General features: G+C 26.5%; 17 protein-coding genes. 3 read left to right on the plus strand and 14 right to left on the minus strand.

Annotated elements, in window-relative coordinates; translation table 11 throughout:
* Nucleotides 1-20: 20 nt before the first annotated feature.
* Nucleotides 21-263 carry a DUF3343 domain-containing protein gene (locus ACYUET_RS04755; RefSeq protein WP_460278097.1) on the minus strand — a complete coding sequence of 81 codons (243 nt, stop codon included), beginning with the start codon at nucleotides 261-263 and terminating at the stop codon, nucleotides 21-23.
* Between the two features lie 272 nt (nucleotides 264-535).
* Nucleotides 536-2,026, minus strand: coding sequence for a hypothetical protein (locus ACYUET_RS04760; RefSeq protein ID WP_460278098.1), 1,491 nt, complete (start codon nucleotides 2,024-2,026; stop codon nucleotides 536-538).
* Between the two features lie 255 nt (nucleotides 2,027-2,281).
* On the opposite strand from ACYUET_RS04760, the gene ACYUET_RS04765 reads away from it, so the two are divergent.
* From ACYUET_RS04765 to ACYUET_RS04775, 3 genes are all read left to right on the plus strand, one after another.
* Nucleotides 2,282-3,043, plus strand: a complete 762-nt coding sequence (locus ACYUET_RS04765) for a hypothetical protein (RefSeq protein WP_460278099.1) — start codon at nucleotides 2,282-2,284, stop codon at nucleotides 3,041-3,043.
* A 279-nt stretch (nucleotides 3,044-3,322) separates the two neighbouring features.
* Nucleotides 3,323-3,829, plus strand: coding sequence for a DUF4489 domain-containing protein (locus ACYUET_RS04770; protein WP_460278100.1), 507 nt, complete (start codon nucleotides 3,323-3,325; stop codon nucleotides 3,827-3,829).
* 446 nt (nucleotides 3,830-4,275) lie between these two features.
* A complete protein-coding gene (locus ACYUET_RS04775; RefSeq protein ID WP_460278101.1) occupies nucleotides 4,276-6,078 on the plus strand; it encodes a glycosyltransferase in 1,803 nt (600 codons plus the stop codon).
* 178 nt (nucleotides 6,079-6,256) lie between these two features.
* Here the strand turns inward: ACYUET_RS04775 and rfbH are convergent, their stop codons facing one another.
* The 12 genes from rfbH to ACYUET_RS04835 form a co-directional block, all read right to left on the minus strand.
* Entirely contained in the window at nucleotides 6,257-7,582 is a 1,326-nt protein-coding gene (gene rfbH, locus ACYUET_RS04780; protein ID WP_460278102.1) for a lipopolysaccharide biosynthesis protein RfbH, read from the minus strand.
* Nucleotides 7,583-7,659: 77 nt separating this feature from the next.
* Nucleotides 7,660-7,833 (minus strand): hypothetical protein, encoded by a 174-nt coding sequence (locus ACYUET_RS04785; protein ID WP_460278103.1) that lies wholly within the window; start codon nucleotides 7,831-7,833, stop codon nucleotides 7,660-7,662.
* 294 nt (nucleotides 7,834-8,127) lie between these two features.
* Nucleotides 8,128-9,807: a glycosyltransferase gene (locus tag ACYUET_RS04790; RefSeq protein ID WP_460278104.1), complete on the minus strand. Its 1,680-nt coding sequence runs from the start codon at nucleotides 9,805-9,807 to the stop codon at nucleotides 8,128-8,130.
* A gap of 27 nt (nucleotides 9,808-9,834) precedes the next feature.
* The gene (locus ACYUET_RS04795) at nucleotides 9,835-10,782 is read right to left on the minus strand and encodes an FkbM family methyltransferase (RefSeq protein WP_035792229.1); all 948 of its coding nucleotides are present in this window, start codon (nucleotides 10,780-10,782) and stop codon (nucleotides 9,835-9,837) included.
* Nucleotides 10,783-10,856: 74 nt separating this feature from the next.
* On the minus strand, nucleotides 10,857-11,969 hold the full coding sequence (locus tag ACYUET_RS04800; protein ID WP_460278105.1) for an FkbM family methyltransferase: 1,113 nt from the start codon (nucleotides 11,967-11,969) through the stop codon (nucleotides 10,857-10,859).
* A gap of 30 nt (nucleotides 11,970-11,999) precedes the next feature.
* The gene (locus ACYUET_RS04805; protein ID WP_460278106.1) at nucleotides 12,000-13,094 is read right to left on the minus strand and encodes an NAD-dependent epimerase/dehydratase family protein; all 1,095 of its coding nucleotides are present in this window, start codon (nucleotides 13,092-13,094) and stop codon (nucleotides 12,000-12,002) included.
* The gene (locus tag ACYUET_RS04810; RefSeq protein WP_460278107.1) at nucleotides 13,094-14,203 is read right to left on the minus strand and encodes an FkbM family methyltransferase; all 1,110 of its coding nucleotides are present in this window, start codon (nucleotides 14,201-14,203) and stop codon (nucleotides 13,094-13,096) included. The genes ACYUET_RS04805 and ACYUET_RS04810 overlap by 1 nt, the downstream gene beginning before the upstream one ends.
* A gap of 90 nt (nucleotides 14,204-14,293) precedes the next feature.
* A complete protein-coding gene (locus ACYUET_RS04815; protein ID WP_460278108.1) occupies nucleotides 14,294-15,421 on the minus strand; it encodes an FkbM family methyltransferase in 1,128 nt (375 codons plus the stop codon).
* A gap of 33 nt (nucleotides 15,422-15,454) precedes the next feature.
* Nucleotides 15,455-16,480 (minus strand): TylF/MycF/NovP-related O-methyltransferase, encoded by a 1,026-nt coding sequence (locus ACYUET_RS04820; protein ID WP_460278109.1) that lies wholly within the window; start codon nucleotides 16,478-16,480, stop codon nucleotides 15,455-15,457.
* 20 nt (nucleotides 16,481-16,500) lie between these two features.
* Nucleotides 16,501-18,303: a thiamine pyrophosphate-binding protein gene (locus ACYUET_RS04825; RefSeq protein ID WP_460278110.1), complete on the minus strand. Its 1,803-nt coding sequence runs from the start codon at nucleotides 18,301-18,303 to the stop codon at nucleotides 16,501-16,503.
* A gap of 57 nt (nucleotides 18,304-18,360) precedes the next feature.
* Nucleotides 18,361-19,437: an SIS domain-containing protein gene (locus ACYUET_RS04830; RefSeq protein WP_460278111.1), complete on the minus strand. Its 1,077-nt coding sequence runs from the start codon at nucleotides 19,435-19,437 to the stop codon at nucleotides 18,361-18,363.
* 4 nt (nucleotides 19,438-19,441) lie between these two features.
* Nucleotides 19,442-20,266, minus strand: a complete 825-nt coding sequence (locus ACYUET_RS04835) for an N-acetylneuraminate synthase family protein (RefSeq protein ID WP_460278112.1) — start codon at nucleotides 20,264-20,266, stop codon at nucleotides 19,442-19,444.
* Nucleotides 20,267-20,291 lie beyond the last annotated feature (25 nt).

Below are 20,291 nucleotides of genomic sequence, written 5' to 3' on the forward strand. Positions count from 1 at the left end.
ATCTTTTCAGTTAACCAAATCTATTCAACTAATTCATAAGTTTCATTTTTTCCCTCTCTTACAATCCTATATATTGCAGTAGGATAAATATTATTCCTTTGCCATTCCTTTTGAACAACTTCCTTATTTATTTCTTTGAATTTTACTGCTTGAGTACAACTAATATTAATTTTATTAGGAGCACTAACAAGTTTCACCTTGATGTTTTTTCGAATTAGATGTTGATATATATATAATGCTCTATTATGAGAAGTAAAGGTCATTATATAATCATACTCTTCTGCCTTCGTGTTAATCACCTCTATTTTGTGTATTTTTAATATAATTTAGGCACATAAAAGAAAATAATAGACCAAAGATGCGTCGTATATTTTGTGTCAAGCAAGGAAGCAAATTCAGTTAATAGCAAGCTATTAGCTGAATTTGCTGACGCAGTATGACGCAGAATAGACAAGCATACTGGTCTATTATTTTTTGAATGTGCCTTATAACGAATTCCTATTTTATTGTATGCTCTAAAACCTTAGAAGTGACTTTATATTTCTCTTGGTCTCTTTCTTAGTAATCGTTCCATAATAGATTGATTCTTCTCAAATTCAAGTTCTTTATACAATTTCTTCTTTTCTTCATTTATCTCCTCAATTTGTTTTTTAATTATTACATTCTCATTTTTAGATTCTTTCAATTTATTTTCAATACTTGTTTTAATCTTTCTTTCTTCTATTAACTGTTGATTTGTATTCTCTAACTCTTTTTGAATATTCTGCTGCAATTCCAAGAATACGTTACAATTCTCCTCTACTTTGCGTTTTTGTTCTAATATTCTAGCAATTCGTTCTTCATACTCTTCCATAAATCTTTGCTTCTTTTGTAATTGCATATTTAAAGAAGCAATTTTTTTCTCTAAATTTTTCTTATCCGATATTACTCTAGATAATTCAATCTTTAAGCTTCGAAATTCTTCTATTTCTGGTGTAACTGCTTTAGTTTGATCTACTTCACATTTTAATGACTCCTCCGTATTTACTACAAACCAGTTTGGAACAAACAAACACAAATCTAGTTCATTAGTTCCATAAACTCCTGTTTCTTTAATAGAACTCTCTCCATCGCAACAAAAAAAACAATTATATCGTCTTACTGGGAGCTCATTACCCCTATCAAAATAAAATGCACTACTCCACTTTTCATTATTAAAAACTGAATAAAAAATCTTACCTTCTTCTAACCAACAAGAGTATACCTTGTTACTTTCAATAAATAATAGAGGTTCCGCCAATTCTTTATTACTTTCATGAATTCTGAATTCCTCAATATTTCCAGCTATATCTATACAAACATGATCCAAAAAATATAGAGAATCTTCTCTGGACTTATTTAGTATATGAATCTCTTGTTGATCCTCTACTACTTCAAATGCTATATCGTCTCCTTGGATACCATAAAGTCTTTTTACAGAAGACCATTTACGTTTTTGAAAATTGCAATAGTTTAAAGATATCTCATCACCTTCGTCTGTAATAAAAAATAAATCAATATTATTATTTTTATTTACGTTTATTAAATAGTGTTCCTTTAAATTAGATATCAATATAATATCCTGCAATGTAGTAATGCTCGTTTCTTTTCCGTTCCATGTACAATGCATTAACACACCATGATCACTACCATCATCATCTATTAGTAAATAAAAAATATGCATCTTATCTCTGATAATTTCAACTTTTAAATTTTGTATTTTGCAGTAATCATTTTCCAATTTATAGAGCATCTTACCTACCCATTGCTTATTCTTCATGGTACAGTATTTTAGCTCTCCTTTAATATTGCTGTAGACTATATGTATTGTCTCATCTTCCTCAACATAAACAGCAAAATCAAGTACATCCTTGTCAATAAGACTTTCTTTTGTCCATTTTCCTTCTCCATACATAATTTTGTAAAGTAATTCTCTGTCATTATTTCGAAAAAACTTCCATATATTATTTGTATAATCAACATATATCCAAGGATATATAATACTCATTTTCATTCCCTCCTTTATAAAATTATATTTTTAGTGAAAAGCTATTATGCCCTTCTATAAAATAAAAAATTATTTTAACCTAATTTTAATCCATAAATCACCTCTATAATATTGATACTTTTTTCAAGTATTATTTGCAAATGTATTTATTAATCTAATTGTTTATTTTCACCATTTCCATATTCCTACATACAATATACTGTAAGTGTTAGATAAACTTGCATTTACTATAACTTTTAAAAAGGAGGAGAATTTATGTCGATTAACTTCAAGAAATTTTCGCCACGTCCTGGTATTGTAAATAAGCAAGGACGTTTACCGGATCCTTCTGAATTAGTTTGCATTGAAGTTCCTAAAATTTTTGATCAATGTTTAATCAAAAGATGCCTTGTATATGGTGAAGGTCCTGATACAAATACAACAGATTCTGAGTTAAGAAGCAATCCACTAACAGACCCTAAGAGATATATTAATAGTAGAGATTTTAATTTAACATTACTCTCAGTAGATAAGATTCCACTTGCTGGAAAACCAGGCTTCAAAAAAATAGTTATCTCTTACAGGATTTCTTTCTATTCAGATTATATTGATGCTAATGGTGTAAATAAAAGTGAACTGTTTGAAATTAATAGAACAGATGTGATTGGAAAGTTCTACTGTCCTGATTCTATAGCTCAAATTTCTGCTAGTTTTGTACCTGTTAACCATGCTGAAGATTTAGATTCAAATATAATAAAACTTGAAATGGTTGCTGATGCTTTAGATGGTGAATTACTAGAAGATGAATGTGGGAAAGATGTTTTAGATATCACTTTAGGCTATTACATTGTTGTAAAATGTGAGCTTATTGTACAGCTCCTTATCCCTGCTTATGATTACTGCCCAGTTCCAAAGGAGCCATGTGAAGAAGAACCTGAGGAGGATCCATGTGAAAGATTTGAAAAAGCTCCAATTCCTAAGTTCTATCCAGATCAAAACTTAGACCCATTATTCTCAGACTGTGATGATAATGATTGACAGTATAATTAGTGAAGATTATGAACTTTCTTGTAGCTTAAAAGATAATTAAAACTTCTATAGCTAAATGAATACCATAATTTTACTAAAATTAGTGGTTGCAAAAGTGTGGTGATACTTTTTTACTGAGTTATTATATTTTATTATAAAACTCACGTATTATAATCACCTTCCTACGATAAAATTCATATATTATCGTAGGGGAATTAAACAAATACCTTAATTACTCATATAGTAATTTAAAATTAAAATTTATCTATTAAAAGGAGGAATTCGTTTATGAATTCAATGTCAAAATGTCATGATCATCATGATTATCATGATGATTGCAGAAAAGAAAAAGATATTTGTCCAACTATTGTAAAATGTAGTTGCCCTAGTTCAACTACAATCCCTGTTATTACTACAGCAGGAGCAAGTTTTCCTCTTACTTCTCTTACTTTAAATACTTCTGACTTATGTAATCCATGTACTAAGCTAGAATTTGCAAGTAATCTTGTTGCTTCAGTTGCTTTTACTGGAACTATAAACTTCCAAGTATCTAAACTTTGTAGAGGTCAAAACACTCCAGTTCCTGTTGGACCTGTATGGACATTCACTGGAGCCACACTAATTAGTGCTCAAACATTCACCTTCTTCGTTTGTGACTGCGATTCTTGTTTTGATGATTGCTGCATCTATACAGTAACTGCAACTGCTGCTACAACTACTCTTGGTACTCTTAGTATCACTAACTCAACACTTGGAGCAATATCAACATGTGAAAAAAATAACTGCTGTAGATAATAAATAAAAAAGCAATGAGTATTTAAAGCTACAAAAAAACTTCCATAGAATCTAGTATACAAGTTTTTTGTAGTTAGCTCTTCTAAAATTTATAAAAATTAAAATACCTTAATAATTTATTTATCAGTTAGACTCAAGGTTATTAATCTTGAGTCTAACTGATATCTTATATAGTATTTCAATTTTCTCTTTTCAAAAGTATTCTATAAATTCTTTTTTTATTAATAACATTAAATTTTTATCTAGTATTAAAAAACTAATACTCTAATATAAATTTAAAAAAATAGAATGAATTTTATTTCTCCATATATTATATGCTACATATTAAATTTTCAAATACCAATTGTATATTTTTTACAATTGGTAATGACATTATAAAAATATAATCATATATTAATTATAAAAACATATAAATTAATACAATTACTTAGAAGGAGAATAATAATATGACATTAAGTTTATGCATGATTGTTAAAAATGAAGAAAAGAACCTAGAACGCTGTCTTGAAAGCATCAAAGATATTGTTGATGAAATTATAATAGTAGATACAGGTTCAATAGATAATACTCTAAAAATAGCAGAAAAATATAGTGCTAAGATATTTTTTTATAAATGGGATAATAGTTTTGCTAATGCTAGAAATTACTCATTAAGCAAGGCTTCAAAGGATTGGATTTTAATTATGGATGCAGATGATGAACTAAAAAGTGAAGATAAAGATAAGGTAATTAAATTAATTAATAATGAAAATAATAAAGTAGATGTATACTATGGTGAAACTTTAAGCTATGTAGGAAATTATTCTGACAATAATATACTCTCAAGTATCAATATACGTCTTATTAAAAATGGTAAAGGATATAAATTTTCAGGAGATATTCATGAACAAATTACACCTGGTAGCGAAGCTGCAAATAAACAAGGTTTTGTGGAAATTGTCGATATTAAATTTTATCATTATGGTTACTTAGATAAAGTTGTTAATGAAAAAAATAAAAGAAAAAGAAATATAGACATTATACAAAAAAAATTAAAAGAAAATCCTGATGATGCATTTATGCTTTATAATATGAGTACTGAATATATAGCTAATCATGAATATGCAGAAGCTTTAAAATATTTAGAAAAAGCTTATAAAAACTTTGACCCTTCATTTGGATTTGGATTTAACTTAATATTAAAAATGATTGTTTGCAATGAGATGCTGCAAAAATTTGATGATTGTTTAACATTGATTGAAGATGGTTTAAAATATTATCCTAATTGTACTGATTTTGAATTCTACAGGACAAATATTTTTTTTACAAAAAAACAATATTTGTCTGCAATCGAATCCGCAAAAAAATGCATATCCATGGGCGACTCCCCAGTTCTTTTAAGAGAATGTCTAGGAGCTGGAACCTATAGACCTTATTATCTTTTAGGAATTATTTATTCTGACATAGGTGATTATGATGCATCATACAAATGTTTTGATGAAGTACTAAAATTAAATCCTAAATTTTCTGATGCTATTTTCAAAATATCCGGGATTATGGCTATCAAAAATATAGCTATAGATGAAATGCAGAAAAAACTTGAAAGTTATTTTGACAATATTAATCAAGAAACAAACCTTTTATTATCAAAAGTTTTTTATACTCAAAACAAGTTTGATATTGCCTATAATTATGCTGATAAAGCAGAAAGCTTCGATGAAAATTTGCTTGAGATATATTTTTATAAAGGTATATATTTATTTTATCTAAGAAATTACAATGAATCTTTAGAATATTTATATAAAATCAAAGAGGGCAGATATTATAAGGATGCTATTTATTGTAGTATATTATGTGAATTGTTTATTAAAAACTATGAAAACGTAGATAATTTACTAAATATTACTCAAAATTTTAACAAATCCGAAGAAACTATGGTTTATAAAACTTTCATTTCTATAATTAAAGAAAATAAATATAACCAATTAGCAGATGATAAAGAAAATTCAAAAAAATTTATAAAACCAATCTTTAATCTATTAGAAATATTATTAAGAGCAAATTGTTTTGAACAATTTGACAAGGCTGTACAACTTTTAAATCTTATTCATGATGATAATCTATTGCTGCTTCTAGGTAAGCTCTATTATAAATATGGCTATTCAAATTTTGCATATGAATTATTTATAAGATCTATAAAAATGTATGAAATAATAGATGCTGATGCCCTCTATATGATGCAAACAACCCTATTATCAAAAAAAGACTAGAAAGGTAATGAAAAAGAATTATTTAATATTTTTATTGTAATCGTCAAAAAATTGACACATACCAGTAGAAATAATCAGATGATATAATAAACCCAGTAGAACAACAGTATTGCTTTCTACTGGGTTTTAAAACTTAATTATTTTTCCTTGTTATTATTTCATCATTGTTTAAATTATATTAACTAAAATACAATTTAAATTGTGATATAATATAATCTATTTGTTCATCATCAATTCCTGGCCATACACCAATCCAAAATGTATTATTCATAATTATATCAGTATTAGCTAGATTTCCAACAACTCGATAATGTATATTATTTTCTGTAAATAATGGTTGCCTTAATATATTTCCCGCAAATAATAATCTTGTCCCTATATTTCTCTTCTCTAAAAATTCAACTAAACTATTTCTACGATAGTTATTATTTTCTCTAATAGTAATAGTAAACCCAAACCAACTTGGATCACTATTATCTGTAGCTTTTGGTAATATTAAATATTTTTCAAACTGCTTTAACCCTTCATATAATTTTTTATAATTTTCTCTTCTTTTTTTTACAAATTGCGGTAATTTTTTAAGTTGTGATATTCCGATTGCTGCCTGCATATCCGTTACCTTTAAATTATATCCAAAGTGAGAATATACATATTTATGATCATATCCAAATGGTAGTTTACCATGCTGTTGTGTAAACCTCTTACCACAAAAATTATCTTTTCCTGGTGGACATATACAATCTCTTCCCCAATCTCTTATAGAACATATTATCTTGTATAATTTTTCATCATCGGTAACTACAGCTCCGCCTTCTCCCATAGTTATTTGATGAGCTGGATAAAAACTAAATGTAGACATATGTCCAAAAGTTCCAGTATATTTCCCATCATATCTTGCGCCAAGTGCATCACAGTTGTCTTCTATTACCCACAAATCATATTTTTTAGCTAATTTCATTACTTTTTCTAAATTAAATGGATTTCCTAATGTATGTGCTAACACTATAGCTCTTGTTTTATTAGATATTGCTTTTTCTAAATGTTTTTCTTTAATATTATAAGTTCCAAGTTCTACATCAACAAATACTGGTATAAGTCCATTTTGAATTAATGGTCCTACTGTTGTTGGAAAGCCTGCTGCAATAGTTATCACCTCATCTCCTGATCTTAATCTCCTCTCTCCAAGAGTATAAGATGTAAGTGCTGTTACTGCAGCTAAATTTGCAGATGAACCCGAGTTTACAATTGAGCAATATCTTACGCCTATAAATTTAGCAAATTCTCTTTCAAATTGATCTTTATATCTTCCTGATGTAAGCCACATGTCAAGAGATGCATCTATTAAATTAGCCAAATCATCTTCATCCACTACTTTCCCTGATGCTGGTATATATGTTTCACCATGTACAAATTTTTGTCCTGAGTTTTTTTCTTTAAAAAATTGTTTCGCTTTATTTAATATTTCAATTCTTACAGAACTTTCATTAAAATTTGTAATACTCATTTTGCTCACCCCACATTGAAACATCTGACTCTATATTCCAAAAATTCTTATCATCATAATTAATTCATTGCTTTGTTTTATAATTCTATTTTTAATAAGCTCTTCATATCTTCAATTTGCTGTACTAATGAATAATTATTTATTATAAAGTCCTTATGATCTTTTGAATTATATTCATCAGAACAAATCATATTTATAGCTTCATCAATTGTATTCCATACATACTTTTTCTCATATATTTTTTGCTCCAACAAAATTGTGTACCATAGGCTTTATTCATTTACACATACACTGCATAACATTCATATTTTGTGATTCACGAATACTAGTATATAATATTATATTTTTACATGATTTATTGACATTAGAATTACTATTATGAAATTGCTTAAATATCTACAATTAAAATAAACTTCCTAAAGTTATCTTTCTATAAGAAGTTTATTAATTAACTATGCAATTTTTGCAAAGAAAAGTTTACCTACTCAAAGCTTTAATACTATAGCTAAAACAATATCAAATATTTAATTTAAATTTAGTAATCTTTACTTTAAAATAATCCATTCATTAGATTGTATTGAATTTAAAAAGTTGTTTTTAATATTTATTTGTAAATTTTTATCTAAAGTTTTAATACCTATAATTCCATCTTCTACTAGACGCTTTTTTAATTCAGAAATAATTAGCACTGGATCCTTATACGTTTCTACTTTACTTTCAAAAATTATATATTTAAATTTCTTGCCAGTAAAAATTTTATCTATATACTCACATGAATTTATATACTCAGCTACATTTGATATTCCTTTTAAGTCTTCAATATAATTTTCTTCATCTGTAATATTATAAATTGTAACATCTAAATTATGTGCAATTTCTTTAATGCTTTCTTTTACTTTTAAAGGATTACTTCCAATACCACAATTTATACCAAGAATATCTACATGTTTAGTATCATTACATGGCAAATACTTAAATAGCTCTTCATTAAAACAACAACCAGTTTCCCATGGATCAATTCCAAAAGCATTATAAAATTCTTGTCTTCCTTCATTTAAAAAAGCTTGTCCTCCTATATTCCCATTTTTATCTTTATACTTAGCCATATCATCATTTACAGTTATACTTCCAAAATGATAACAATACGCATCTTTTGCTAATATCATTTTATAACCATTTCGTCGTAATAAAAGTGACAATTTATCATCTGGAAATGCTAAAAAAGTAGATGAATGAAAATATCCTGTCAAACAAATTCCATTTGTAGAAAGAAAAGTTTTACTTCTACAAAGGCTAATAGGATTGCACAATCTTGGTCTTTGCTCCCATCTATAGCTATCACTTATATTATTTTCAGAAGCAAATTTATACATTTCGTCCATATCAGTATAACTCGCATTTATTGCTTGATAATTGCTGACATTAGGAGTGCTTGAAACTATCCATGCAATATTTTCATCTGATTCCATACACTTAATCATATTAGAAATAGCATTTTCAGTAACTAACACATCATTACTAATTATTAAATGATATTTTCCTTCTATAATTCTAGCTATTACAGAAACTAAACTACCATTTTTCATTATATCTACTTGCTTAGTAGGAGCAATTGATTCAAAATATTCTTTTGTACCATCTGTTGAACCATGATTTATTAATATTAACTCATAATTTATATCATTAGGCAAATACTTCAATAAGCTTTCAATACACAACTTCGTATATTCTAACTTATTATATCCAATTACAACAATAGAAAGTTCATATTTATATTTCCCTTTTTTCTCTGATTCGTTAATATATTTATTTGAAGACAGTTTTTTCATCTCATTGTTATAATAATATTTCATTTTTTCTCTATCTGGATAAATACATCCCCAAAAATATAATTGCAAATACATCTCCTGTAACAAAGGAATTAATTCAAATTCTATTTTGTCAAAAAGCTTTTGTGATCTAGTTTTGGATAACATTATAATTCTATTCAATGAATCCTGTACACTTTCACATGCAATATCCATGCTAATAATTAAATTTTCTTCATTTTTTATATTAACTATTATATTATATATACTATTAATTAAATCATGCATATCAGTAGAAATATTCTCAAAAGCAGTAAAATCATGTTCTTTAGCAATTTTATATAAGTATTCTGTTGTTTCAATAAGTGTATCATTCATTTCAAGTATTTGTTTAACTATAGATTGATTTTTAATCATATAATTCCCCCTTAGTTTATAAAACTACTATATAATATTATTACTCATCTTATTAATAATATCTCTATGTTTATCTGAATGTAAAAAGAAATAATTAGTTTCTATTGTTTCTTCATCTACTCTTTCAAACTCTTTTAATCTTCTATTAGAAATCACAAAACATTTGTATCCAATTTCTCCAAATAAATCAATAATTTCATTGGGATGATAACCAAATTTTGCAGACCACTTTCTAAGCATTTCAGAAAAAATAACTGGTTTAAATTTTTTAATACTTTTAAGTCCGCCTTTATAAACAAATAATTCTGCTCCTTCAACATCACATTTTATAAAATCCAAATTATCAATACCATTTTCTGTGACAAAATCATCTAACTTTTTTACATTGCATTTTACTATCTTGGTTGTATCTAATTCTCTTAAATCTTGTATAGATGATGCTCCAGATGCAAAAATATCATAAAAGAATTCTAAAACTTTATTTTCACTATAAAATCCAAAATTATATATATTTTTATCACTTATATTATTTAATAATAGATTGGTTTTTAGCTTTTCAAAAGTTTCTTGTATTGGTTCAAATGAATAAATCTTACTATTCTTTATTGCTTTAGCCATATTAAGAGTATACCATCCCAAATTTGCTCCAATATCAAATATAACACTAGTATCACCAATCATTTTTAGTATATTCAAACTAATATCTAATTCATTTTTCTCATATTCACCAATGTTCATTATTGTAACCGGTACAGCACATGAATCTAAACTATACACCTTCATTTTTATGATATTATCATTACTTTCTATTTCTACTATTACCCCATCTTTAGTTATGTTTATATTTTTCACCAAGGAATTTTTTAATAACTCAGGATATTCCAATAATATTTCATGTATTAAAAATATTTTTTCACAATATTCCTTATTACTAATTATTCCATTTTTATGTTCTTCTATAATTTCTTTTAGCATCGCATACCTCCTTGTCTAATTCGATATAACATAACAAACAATTAACTGCTAGAACTTAAAATAATTATAATTGTCTAATCTAATATAGCGTAACAAACAGTTTCATTTAATAAATCAGTATGATGTCTAATAAATATTTTATACTCCGGCAAAATTTCTTTTATATAAAATGGTATTTCCCATAAATCTTGGGGTTTATGATAAATACAAATTGACAATTTTGGTTTACATTTTTTTATAATATTTTTTGCACCATAAAGTGCCTTTAATTCAGATCCCTCTATATCCATTTTTATAAAAGATACCATTTCATTTTTCAATTCAGAATCTATAGTTGTTGTTTCACCTTTAATTACTCCATCTTCACTAATATATGAACCTTCTTCTTTATCATTATAGAAAATATTCATTTTTTTATTTGATAAGCCTTTATTTAATGCAACAATTTTCTTTTTTATTCTATGATTGAAATTATTTATATTTTTATTAAGTTTTTCATAATTATGTTTATTTAATTCGAACGAGATTATCTTATTAAATCTATAATTACAATTTTGTAGAAATTGTTCAATTGTATCTCCTATATATGCTCCCCCATCAACAAACACTTCATTTTCTGATAAGTTTATAATATTTTCACAAAAATATTGATTTTCTGAATTTATATTATCTAGCTGTCCATATTTGTAGCTATAAGTATTCCATTCTTCTATTAACCTATATACAATTCTTTTAGATTCATCATCTTCTAGAATATCAATAAGTTTAAAGATTTTAGTTTTTGTATCTTCTAAATTATTATTCATATAATCATCTATTGCAAACTTATTTGTAAATATTCTATCTAAATTGGAAAATCCCAACTCGCTCAATTGGTTATATATATCCTTATAATATCTAGTTGCAATTATCACAATAACTTCATCTTTTTTTTCTCTTAATTCATCTACTGATATGCATTTTACATTATTATAAATTTGTCCAACTTTTTTTGTGTCATTATCACAAAAAAAATCAACTTTAATACCTTCTTCTACCAAGTCATTTAGTGTTCCTTGTCCTATATTTCCACATCCAAAAATACAAATAAACTTATATTGATGAAATCTCTTTTTTAATACATTCGCATAATTATCTTTTACTTTATTCTCAAAACATTTACAAATCATTCTTTTATAATCACACATTTAAATGTCCATCCTTTAAAATCTATTAAACTAATTAATTTGAAAACTCTCTACAGTTCTTTTAAATCCTTCTTCTATACCAATTTTAGGATTCCATCCTAAATCCTTTATTTTACTTATATCTACAGACACTTGTGCCTTATCCGTACTTCTTACTTCTGTATCATTTATATTATTAGTTACTTTTAAATCTTTTTCTAAAAATGTTTTCTCAACAAGTATATGAGCTAAATCATTTATTGACAAAAAACACTTATTATTGCTCATATTGTATACTTCTCCATTTTTTCCTTTGAACAATACTAAAAAAAATGCTATTATAGCGTCTGTTATATAACAAAATGGTCTTTTAGCCTTACCATCACTTTTTATTACCAAATCTTCATTATTTAAAATACTATTAACAAAATCAGAAAATACACGTCCATCTTTTAAATTTATTCCTGGACCATATGTGTGACTTATTCTAATTATCTTAGTTGGTATATTAAATTGTTTATAGTATGAAAAGCACATATTTTCTCCCATTCTTTTACTTTCAGCATAACAACTTCTTATATCAAGTGGATCTAAAGAATAAAATTGTGTTTCTTTAATAAATTCTTTTGCTTCGTTAGCATTTCCATATACTGCTCCACTACTAAAAAAAAGAAAACTTATTATGTCTTTTGTTTTTGCATATTCAAGTAATCTATATGTTCCTATAACATTTGCACTTAATACTCCAACTGGATTAATTCCAAATTCTTTAGTATTAGCTCTACTAGCTGCATGTATTATATAATCAACATTATCGCTATATTCAATTTTATCTTCTACTCTTTGAAATATTAAATTAAAATATTCTCTATTTAAATATTCTTTGAATTTTATATAGGCATCTGCTTTATTTCTACACAATGCAATTATTTTACATTTTTCATTTAAAACATACTCATTTAAATAGACTAATACTTCAACCATATACCTAGCTAAAAATCCATTTGCACCAGTTATAAAAAAACTTTTTCCTTCACATTTTTTTATATTAATATTTTTTATGATATATTCAATATCTTCTAGAATTATATTATTTAACATAAAAATTCTCTCTCCATTAGAATCTGTTATTTGTACACTTTTCATTAATTTATGCCCTTTGGAACATATGCATATAATTTTTTCCATTTATGTTCAATCTTATAGTTTGGATTAGCCTCTTTTATTAATTTTTCTATTACTTGTGGATCATCTTTAAGGTGATATGTGCATACTGAAATTTTAGGAGCATGGTATTTCAAAGTTTCTTTAGCACCCATAATCATAAATCTTTCTGCTCCTTCAATATCTGCTTTTATAAAATCCACTTTTACTATATTATTTTCTTTTACAAAGTTATCAATTGTATTTATTTTAACTTCTGTAGTATAATCTTCTTCACCTAATTCAGTGTCAAGAATAGAATTTCCACCAATATAATTTTTCAAAATATTAAACTTACTAATTCCGATTTTATTTGATAGTGCCATCGGAACAATGTTAATTAATCCTGAATATAAATTGGCTGTTTCTTTTAAATATACTTGTGTTTCTATAAATGGCTCAAATGCATACACCTTACATTTTTTAAATGCAGCAACTGCTGAAAAAAGTCCAACATTGGCTCCACAATCAAAAACCACATCATCTTCTATTAGCTTTACATCTCCATATTCGTAATTTCCTTCATCTATTTGTGAATAATCAGACATAATTTCTGGTAATATTATATCACCCATTTCAAATAACACGGCTAAACAATAATCCATATCTTTTAAAAATGGATTAATAATTTTTAAATCTTTAAAACTTATTATTTCATTATTAATGTCAATGTTATTTTTCTTAAAATAATTAATATAGTATAGTTTCTTTAACAATAGTAAATCTTTTACATAATCAATATAGATTAAGTTGTTTGACATTTTCTCTTTTATCGGATTCATAATATTAGAATTTATAGAACGAACTGCAACAAATATATTGCATTCTTCTTCACTAACTGATAATTCCGATACTGTATATATAGGAATACTTAAATGTGTTGATTCAACACGATGATTATCATTTACTAAGAAGCAATAAACAGGAATGTTCAAATCATTTAAACATTTACTAAAGAGACTTCCTATCGCTCCTGAACCAAATATAATATTTTTCTTGCCATTCCTTAATACTTTAATTAGAGTACTTTCTTTATCAACTAACTGACTCACTTATTTCTGCCTCCAATTATTTATTTTATATATAATAATAAGTAGTTTTTAATTATTTACAAAATTTAATTTATATAAAATATTTATAATTCACATTACTGCATACAGCACTAAATCATATCCACTATATCCATACATTCTTAAATAATATTTATAATTCAAATTCCAACTTTCTAAAAGTAATGGTATTCTATATATATCTTCTGGAGTATGATATAAACTTATAGCTAAATTTGGTTTCCATTTCTCAATCGTGCTTTTTGTTCCTAAAAGAGCTTCATATTCCGCACCTTCAATATCCATTTTTATGAACGTTGGATTAAAATTTCTAATACCTTCATCTATGGATATGCATTGAACATATTCAGTTCCATCATTTGAAATAGTGCTGCCAGCATCACTATCTACATTAAATCTTAGCTGAGTTGCACTTGAATAAACTGCACATGGTATTGCAAGAAAATTTTTTATAACTTTATTTAATTGAATTTTTTCTATTCTTCTCAATAATCTTTTATAATTTTTTAAATTTGGTTCAAAAGCTACATATGCTTCTACTTTATCAAAATTATTATATACTTGTTCTATCGTATCTCCATCAAATGCTCCACAATCAATAAATCTTATCTCTTTTAAACCATACAAATTTTCAATATCCTTAGCAAAGTACTGTTCCTCCAGTAAATCCTTTTGCATTAAAGTATTATAATTTTTTGATAATCGAAATTTTACAATAGATCTATACAGCTCTTGACTTTTTTTATCTTTGAATAAGTCATATACCTTTATAATATATTCCTCATACTTTAAAAACTCTTTTCTACTATTTAAATAGAATTTTCCTTTTATTTCACCATCAAATAAATCTATAAGTTCTGCATATGTAACTATATTCTCATAGCCAAAATCTAATAAATCTCTTCTTATTCTGCCTATATCTGCATATGCAGTAAAAGCTGCAATACATACTGTAATGTTTTTTTTGTTATAACTAGTTATGCTATTATCATCTAATTTTTTTATTTCTCCTAAGTCACTAACTACATTAATATAATTAAAACTTTTATTTAAAAAAAATTTAATATTATATCCCTTGTTAATCATAAACTTATATACATCCCGCGCTAGTGTTCCAGTACCATAAATCACTACATCTTTTTTTATTTTCTTTATTTCATCATAATTTTTGAATATATTTATTATATCTATATTATTCATAAAAACTCCTTAGAACATTTCATATTCTATGATTTAAATAATCTTTATTACTATAGCATGACCATTTAAATTTTCTATTATTAAACTGTCTTTTTTATTTTTTATTTCTTCTATTAATTTAGCAATTCCATTACATGTTTTAAAGCCAAAATCATCAAAAACAACTATTCCTCCACTAATAACTCTATCCCAAATAAAATTAAAAACATCTTTTGCTGATTCATACACGTCTACATCTATATGACAAAACCTTATATATTCTTCTTTAATAAGATGTTTAGTATCCTCTGGAAATATTCCTTTTAATATTTTAACTTTTTTAATTTTAAACTCATTTATTAAATTATTAACATAATTTTCTGAAGTATCGCAATGTTCCCCACCTTTATATAATTTATCTATATTGCTTGCCTTTACAACGCCATTAAATGTATCACATAAATATATATTTTCGTTTATTCCAACTAATCTAGCTTTTTCAGCCATTAACACACCTGTTCCACCTCGCCATACACCTATTTCTAAAAATATTCCTTTACTTAATTTACTTGATTGTTCTATTAGACACCAAATTTCATAACAACGATAAATATCTACTAATGTATTTCCACTTATTTTGTTATAACAATCAATAAATTCTTTATCTTTTAACCATGGTGCATATGTAGAGTCGAGAATATAATCTTCATATGGATTATCTTCATCACTTTTTAGTTCTCTTCTAAATATTTTACTACTTATAAAATTTTCATTCTCACGTAACTCCAAATTTTTTAATTGCTTATTTATCTGTAAATATATATTTTTATCATCTGTACAAATAATAATTATAAATTGATCCACATTTAAATTATTCAATCTATCTACTTTATATATTGGAACATTATTAATATAATTTTCATTTATTTTATTATCTATAAAACAATAAACTTTCCCTATTTTTTCACTTTCTATAATTTTAAGAACTTCTCTCCCCCTACTTCCAGCTCCAAAAAGAATAATCAATTTAGAGCCTATAAATTTTTTTAGCAAATTATTTATTATTTTCTCTTTTTCCATAAATTCCCCTTATATATTTATCAAATTTTCAAATTACATTTAATTTCTGCCTCCTCCATAAATGGCCACATATCCTCTAAAGGCTTAGAAATCATATTTCCATCCTCTAATTTAATAGATTTAATTCTAGGAGATACTGTTTCTTCTGGTAAGACCATCAATTCGCACAATACTGTTCCTTTTGATTCTAATACTTGCGGTAAAATATACTTCATCTCATCATTATTATTAGCCCTAAATGTTTTAATTCCATAGGCACTTGCAATTTTGCTTATACTAGGCATTGTTAAGCCACTTCCTTCATCACTTGCTACATAATATCCATTAAACGTATTTCTCTGCATAGCTCTTATGCTGGCATAACCATTGTTATTCCATATAAATATTTTTATTGGTAATTGTAATCTTTTTAAAGTCTCTAATTCTTGAATATTTAATTGAAATGCCCCATCACCATTTATTAATATGGTTCTTCTTCTATCATTTGCAAGACATGCACCTATAGAATAAGGTAACCCGAATCCCATTGATCCAAGACCTGCTGCATTTTTCATTTTTTGACCTTTTTTTATCTTAAATGCTTGATATGTAATTTCTCCCGCTCCACCTGAACTTTCTGGAACTATAATATCATCGCAATTTAATTGTTTACATAATTCATCAATAAAGCAGTATGCGCTAACATAATCTTTAACCTCATTATGTTCTTTTTTAACTAAAGGATATTTAGCTCTTATATCCCTGCTATAAGATAGCCACTTTTCTTTTTCCTTTATTTCATTATTACTTAAATTATTAATTAACTCACTGCTATTTTCATTTAATACATCAATAAAATATTTAACATTACAAACCACCTTAACATCTATATTCATTTGCATTTTATCAATTTCATTTTTATCAATATCAACCATAACTTTTTGTGCACTTTTTCCAAAGTTTTTATGATTAAAAGCTGTAATACTAGTATCAAGCCTGCTTCCTAGAATAAGTAATAAGTCACTGCTTTGAAGAATAAAGTTAGCTCCTCTATCTCCCATTATTCCTGGATGTCCTGCATATAATGGATCCTTTTCATCTAACATATCTATTGCTTTCCAAGTAGTTAATACCGGTATCTGTAATTTATTAATAAGCTGATAAAAACTATTTTCTGCTCTTGCAAGCTTAATTCCATTACCAGCTAATATCAATGGTTTCTTAGAATTTTTTAATAATTCTAAGGTTTCTCCTATTTCTTTAGAAATGTCCAATTTATATTCACTAGAACTTTTGTCATAATACCCTTCAAGCTTTTCTTCATCAATCATAGCAGCTTGAACATCAAGAGGAATATCCAACCATACTGGTCCCATTCTTCCAGTTGTTGCTTCACAATATGCCTTTTCCAAATAATATTTGATTTTCATTGGTTCTAATACTTGTACTGCATATTTTGTAATAGGTTTTATCATTTCAACTATTTGAACCTCTTGTGAACCCATTTGCCTAACACCAGTTTTACCAACCAAGTCAGAACGTTTTGCTTGTCCAGATATTACAAGCATAGGAGTTGAATCAATCCAACCAGCTGTAACCCCAGTAATTGCATTAGTAGCACCCGGTCCTGATGTAACTAATACTACACCAATATTATTTGTATGTTGTCCATAACTTTCAGCCGCAATTGCTGCTGCTTGTTCATGTCCACAACATATATATTCTATTTTAGATTTTCCTATTGAATCAATTAAATGCATTGCTCCACCACCTGGTAAAAGAAATGCATGTTTAACCATTTTTTCTTCTATAAATTTAAATACATAGTCTGATAATTTAATCATATATTTTCCTTTCTTCTCACTTTCGGTATAAAATATGCAAACTTACCATGACTTATTTTATAAAAATCCCTTGATATCCCCATGGCAATCAAAGATTTTCTGTTCTACATATTCTGCTATTAAATGCCCTAAAAATATATGTGCTTCTTGTATTCGTGGAGTAATTTTCGATGGAACTTTTATCACATAATCTGATATATATTCAACTTCTTCATTATAATAATCACCCATTAGCATTATTGTAATTAATTCTTCTCTTTTACCATATCTCAATGCTTCTAACACATTTTTAGATTTTCCACTAGTTGATATTCCTATGATCATATCTCCTTTTTTAGCCTTTGCTTCTAATTGTCTTACAAATATCCTATCGTAACTGTAGTCATTTCCAACCGCGGTTAAAGTTGATGTGTTTACTGTTAGTGCTTCTGCATTAAGTGCCTGTCTTTCTTTATAAAACTTGCTAATAAATTCTGTAGCAATATGCTGTGCATCAGCTGCACTTCCACCATTTCCACACAAAAATACCTGATTCTTATTACTTAACAAGTTTATGATATTATCACCAATTTTCATTACATCATAAATGAGTTCTTTATCTGATGCCATGACTTTAAATATATCTATATGTTCTGTAAGTCTCTTATAAAAATAGTTTTGTGCCCCTCCCTCGTTATTGTATTCTTCAATAATCGAAATAAGTTCCCATAGGCATCCTTCTCCTGCATTATTTTGCAATATTATATCAGCGGAATTTTTTGCTTTATTAATTGCATCTTTAGGGCATACTCCAATACCTACATATTTTAAAGGATCAATATCATACTTTCCATCACCTATATAACATATTTCTTCTGCTTTTATTTTACTTTGTTTTTCAATTTCTTTTATTATTTCAATCTTACTCTTCTTACCATAATAAAAATAATCCCATGGAAATCTCTTTTCAAAATAAGTCACTATTTTTGAACTTTCTCCAGTTATAGCAGAGATAATATAATTTCTAGATTTCAATTCAAAAATTGCATCAATATCCTTTAAATTAATCTTTTTTTGTTCCCTTCCCTCTTCATCTACTATAATTGAACCATCTGTTATAACACCATCAATATCGAAAATTATCAATTTTATCATTTAATTAACCTCTTAATTTTTTTTTCACTTCTAATTCAGCTTGACTCAATATCTTCTTTCCATTTCCTAATATTTTTTCTACTTCTCTAATATCTTTGACTAGTTTACATAATTCATATAGTTCTATAGATGCTCCTTGATCTGAACCATACATTGTTTTATCTAAAGTTATATGTCTCTCAATAGATGTAGCACCAAGAGTTACTGCACAAGTACTAACTAAAGTTCCTGTTTCATGTCCACTATAACCAACTTTGCAATTATATTTTTCTTTTAATTTCTTAATCATTGATAAATTAGCATCTTCATTTTTCATCGGATATGTACTATTACAATGCATTAATTCAAATGGGCAATTTTTATTTTCAAATATTTTTACTGCTTTATCTATTTCCTCATAATTACTCATTCCTGTTGATATAAAAGTATATTTTCCTTCAGATGCAATTTCTTCTAATAATTCATAATTATTAAGCATCGCTGATGCTACTTTATTATATTTTAAACCATATTTTTGTAAAAACTTTTGTGAATCTATGTCCCATGCTGATACAAACCAATCTATTCCTTTAGTTTTACAATATTTATTAATCTCATCATACTCTTTTTCATTAAATTCAAGGCCTTCCTTTTGTGCTCTTTGAGTATTTCCCCAAGGACTTATACGAGGGCTATCAAGCATTTCTTTACTATAAACTTTATCAATTGTTCTCTTTTGAAATTTAACTGCATCACATCCTGATATTACTGCTATATCGATAAGCTCTTTAGCTATTTTTATATCTCCGTTATGATTAATTCCTATTTCTGCTATTATATATGTTTTCATTTTATACACTCCTACCTCTCTATCT

Source organism: Clostridium sp. CTA-5 (assembly GCF_054768135.1).

Bases quoted from the DNA above. Each gene is read 5' to 3' on its own strand.
- ACYUET_RS04755 (WP_460278097.1), bottom strand. From the start codon at position 263: ATGACCTTTACTTCTCATAATAGAGCATTATATATATATCAACATCTA.
- ACYUET_RS04760 (WP_460278098.1), bottom strand. From the start codon at position 2,026: ATGAGTATTATATATCCTTGGATATATGTTGATTATACAAATAATATA.
- ACYUET_RS04765 (WP_460278099.1), top strand. From the start codon at position 2,282: ATGTCGATTAACTTCAAGAAATTTTCGCCACGTCCTGGTATTGTAAAT.
- ACYUET_RS04770 (WP_460278100.1), top strand. From the start codon at position 3,323: ATGAATTCAATGTCAAAATGTCATGATCATCATGATTATCATGATGAT.
- ACYUET_RS04775 (WP_460278101.1), top strand. From the start codon at position 4,276: ATGACATTAAGTTTATGCATGATTGTTAAAAATGAAGAAAAGAACCTA.
- rfbH (WP_460278102.1), bottom strand. From the start codon at position 7,582: ATGAGTATTACAAATTTTAATGAAAGTTCTGTAAGAATTGAAATATTA.
- ACYUET_RS04790 (WP_460278104.1), bottom strand. From the start codon at position 9,807: ATGATTAAAAATCAATCTATAGTTAAACAAATACTTGAAATGAATGAT.
- ACYUET_RS04795 (WP_035792229.1), bottom strand. From the start codon at position 10,782: ATGCTAAAAGAAATTATAGAAGAACATAAAAATGGAATAATTAGTAAT.
- ACYUET_RS04800 (WP_460278105.1), bottom strand. From the start codon at position 11,969: ATGTGTGATTATAAAAGAATGATTTGTAAATGTTTTGAGAATAAAGTA.
- ACYUET_RS04805 (WP_460278106.1), bottom strand. From the start codon at position 13,094: ATGAAAAGTGTACAAATAACAGATTCTAATGGAGAGAGAATTTTTATG.
- ACYUET_RS04815 (WP_460278108.1), bottom strand. From the start codon at position 15,421: ATGAATAATATAGATATAATAAATATATTCAAAAATTATGATGAAATA.
- ACYUET_RS04820 (WP_460278109.1), bottom strand. From the start codon at position 16,480: ATGGAAAAAGAGAAAATAATAAATAATTTGCTAAAAAAATTTATAGGC.
- ACYUET_RS04825 (WP_460278110.1), bottom strand. From the start codon at position 18,303: ATGATTAAATTATCAGACTATGTATTTAAATTTATAGAAGAAAAAATG.
- ACYUET_RS04830 (WP_460278111.1), bottom strand. From the start codon at position 19,437: ATGATAAAATTGATAATTTTCGATATTGATGGTGTTATAACAGATGGT.
- ACYUET_RS04835 (WP_460278112.1), bottom strand. From the start codon at position 20,266: ATGAAAACATATATAATAGCAGAAATAGGAATTAATCATAACGGAGAT.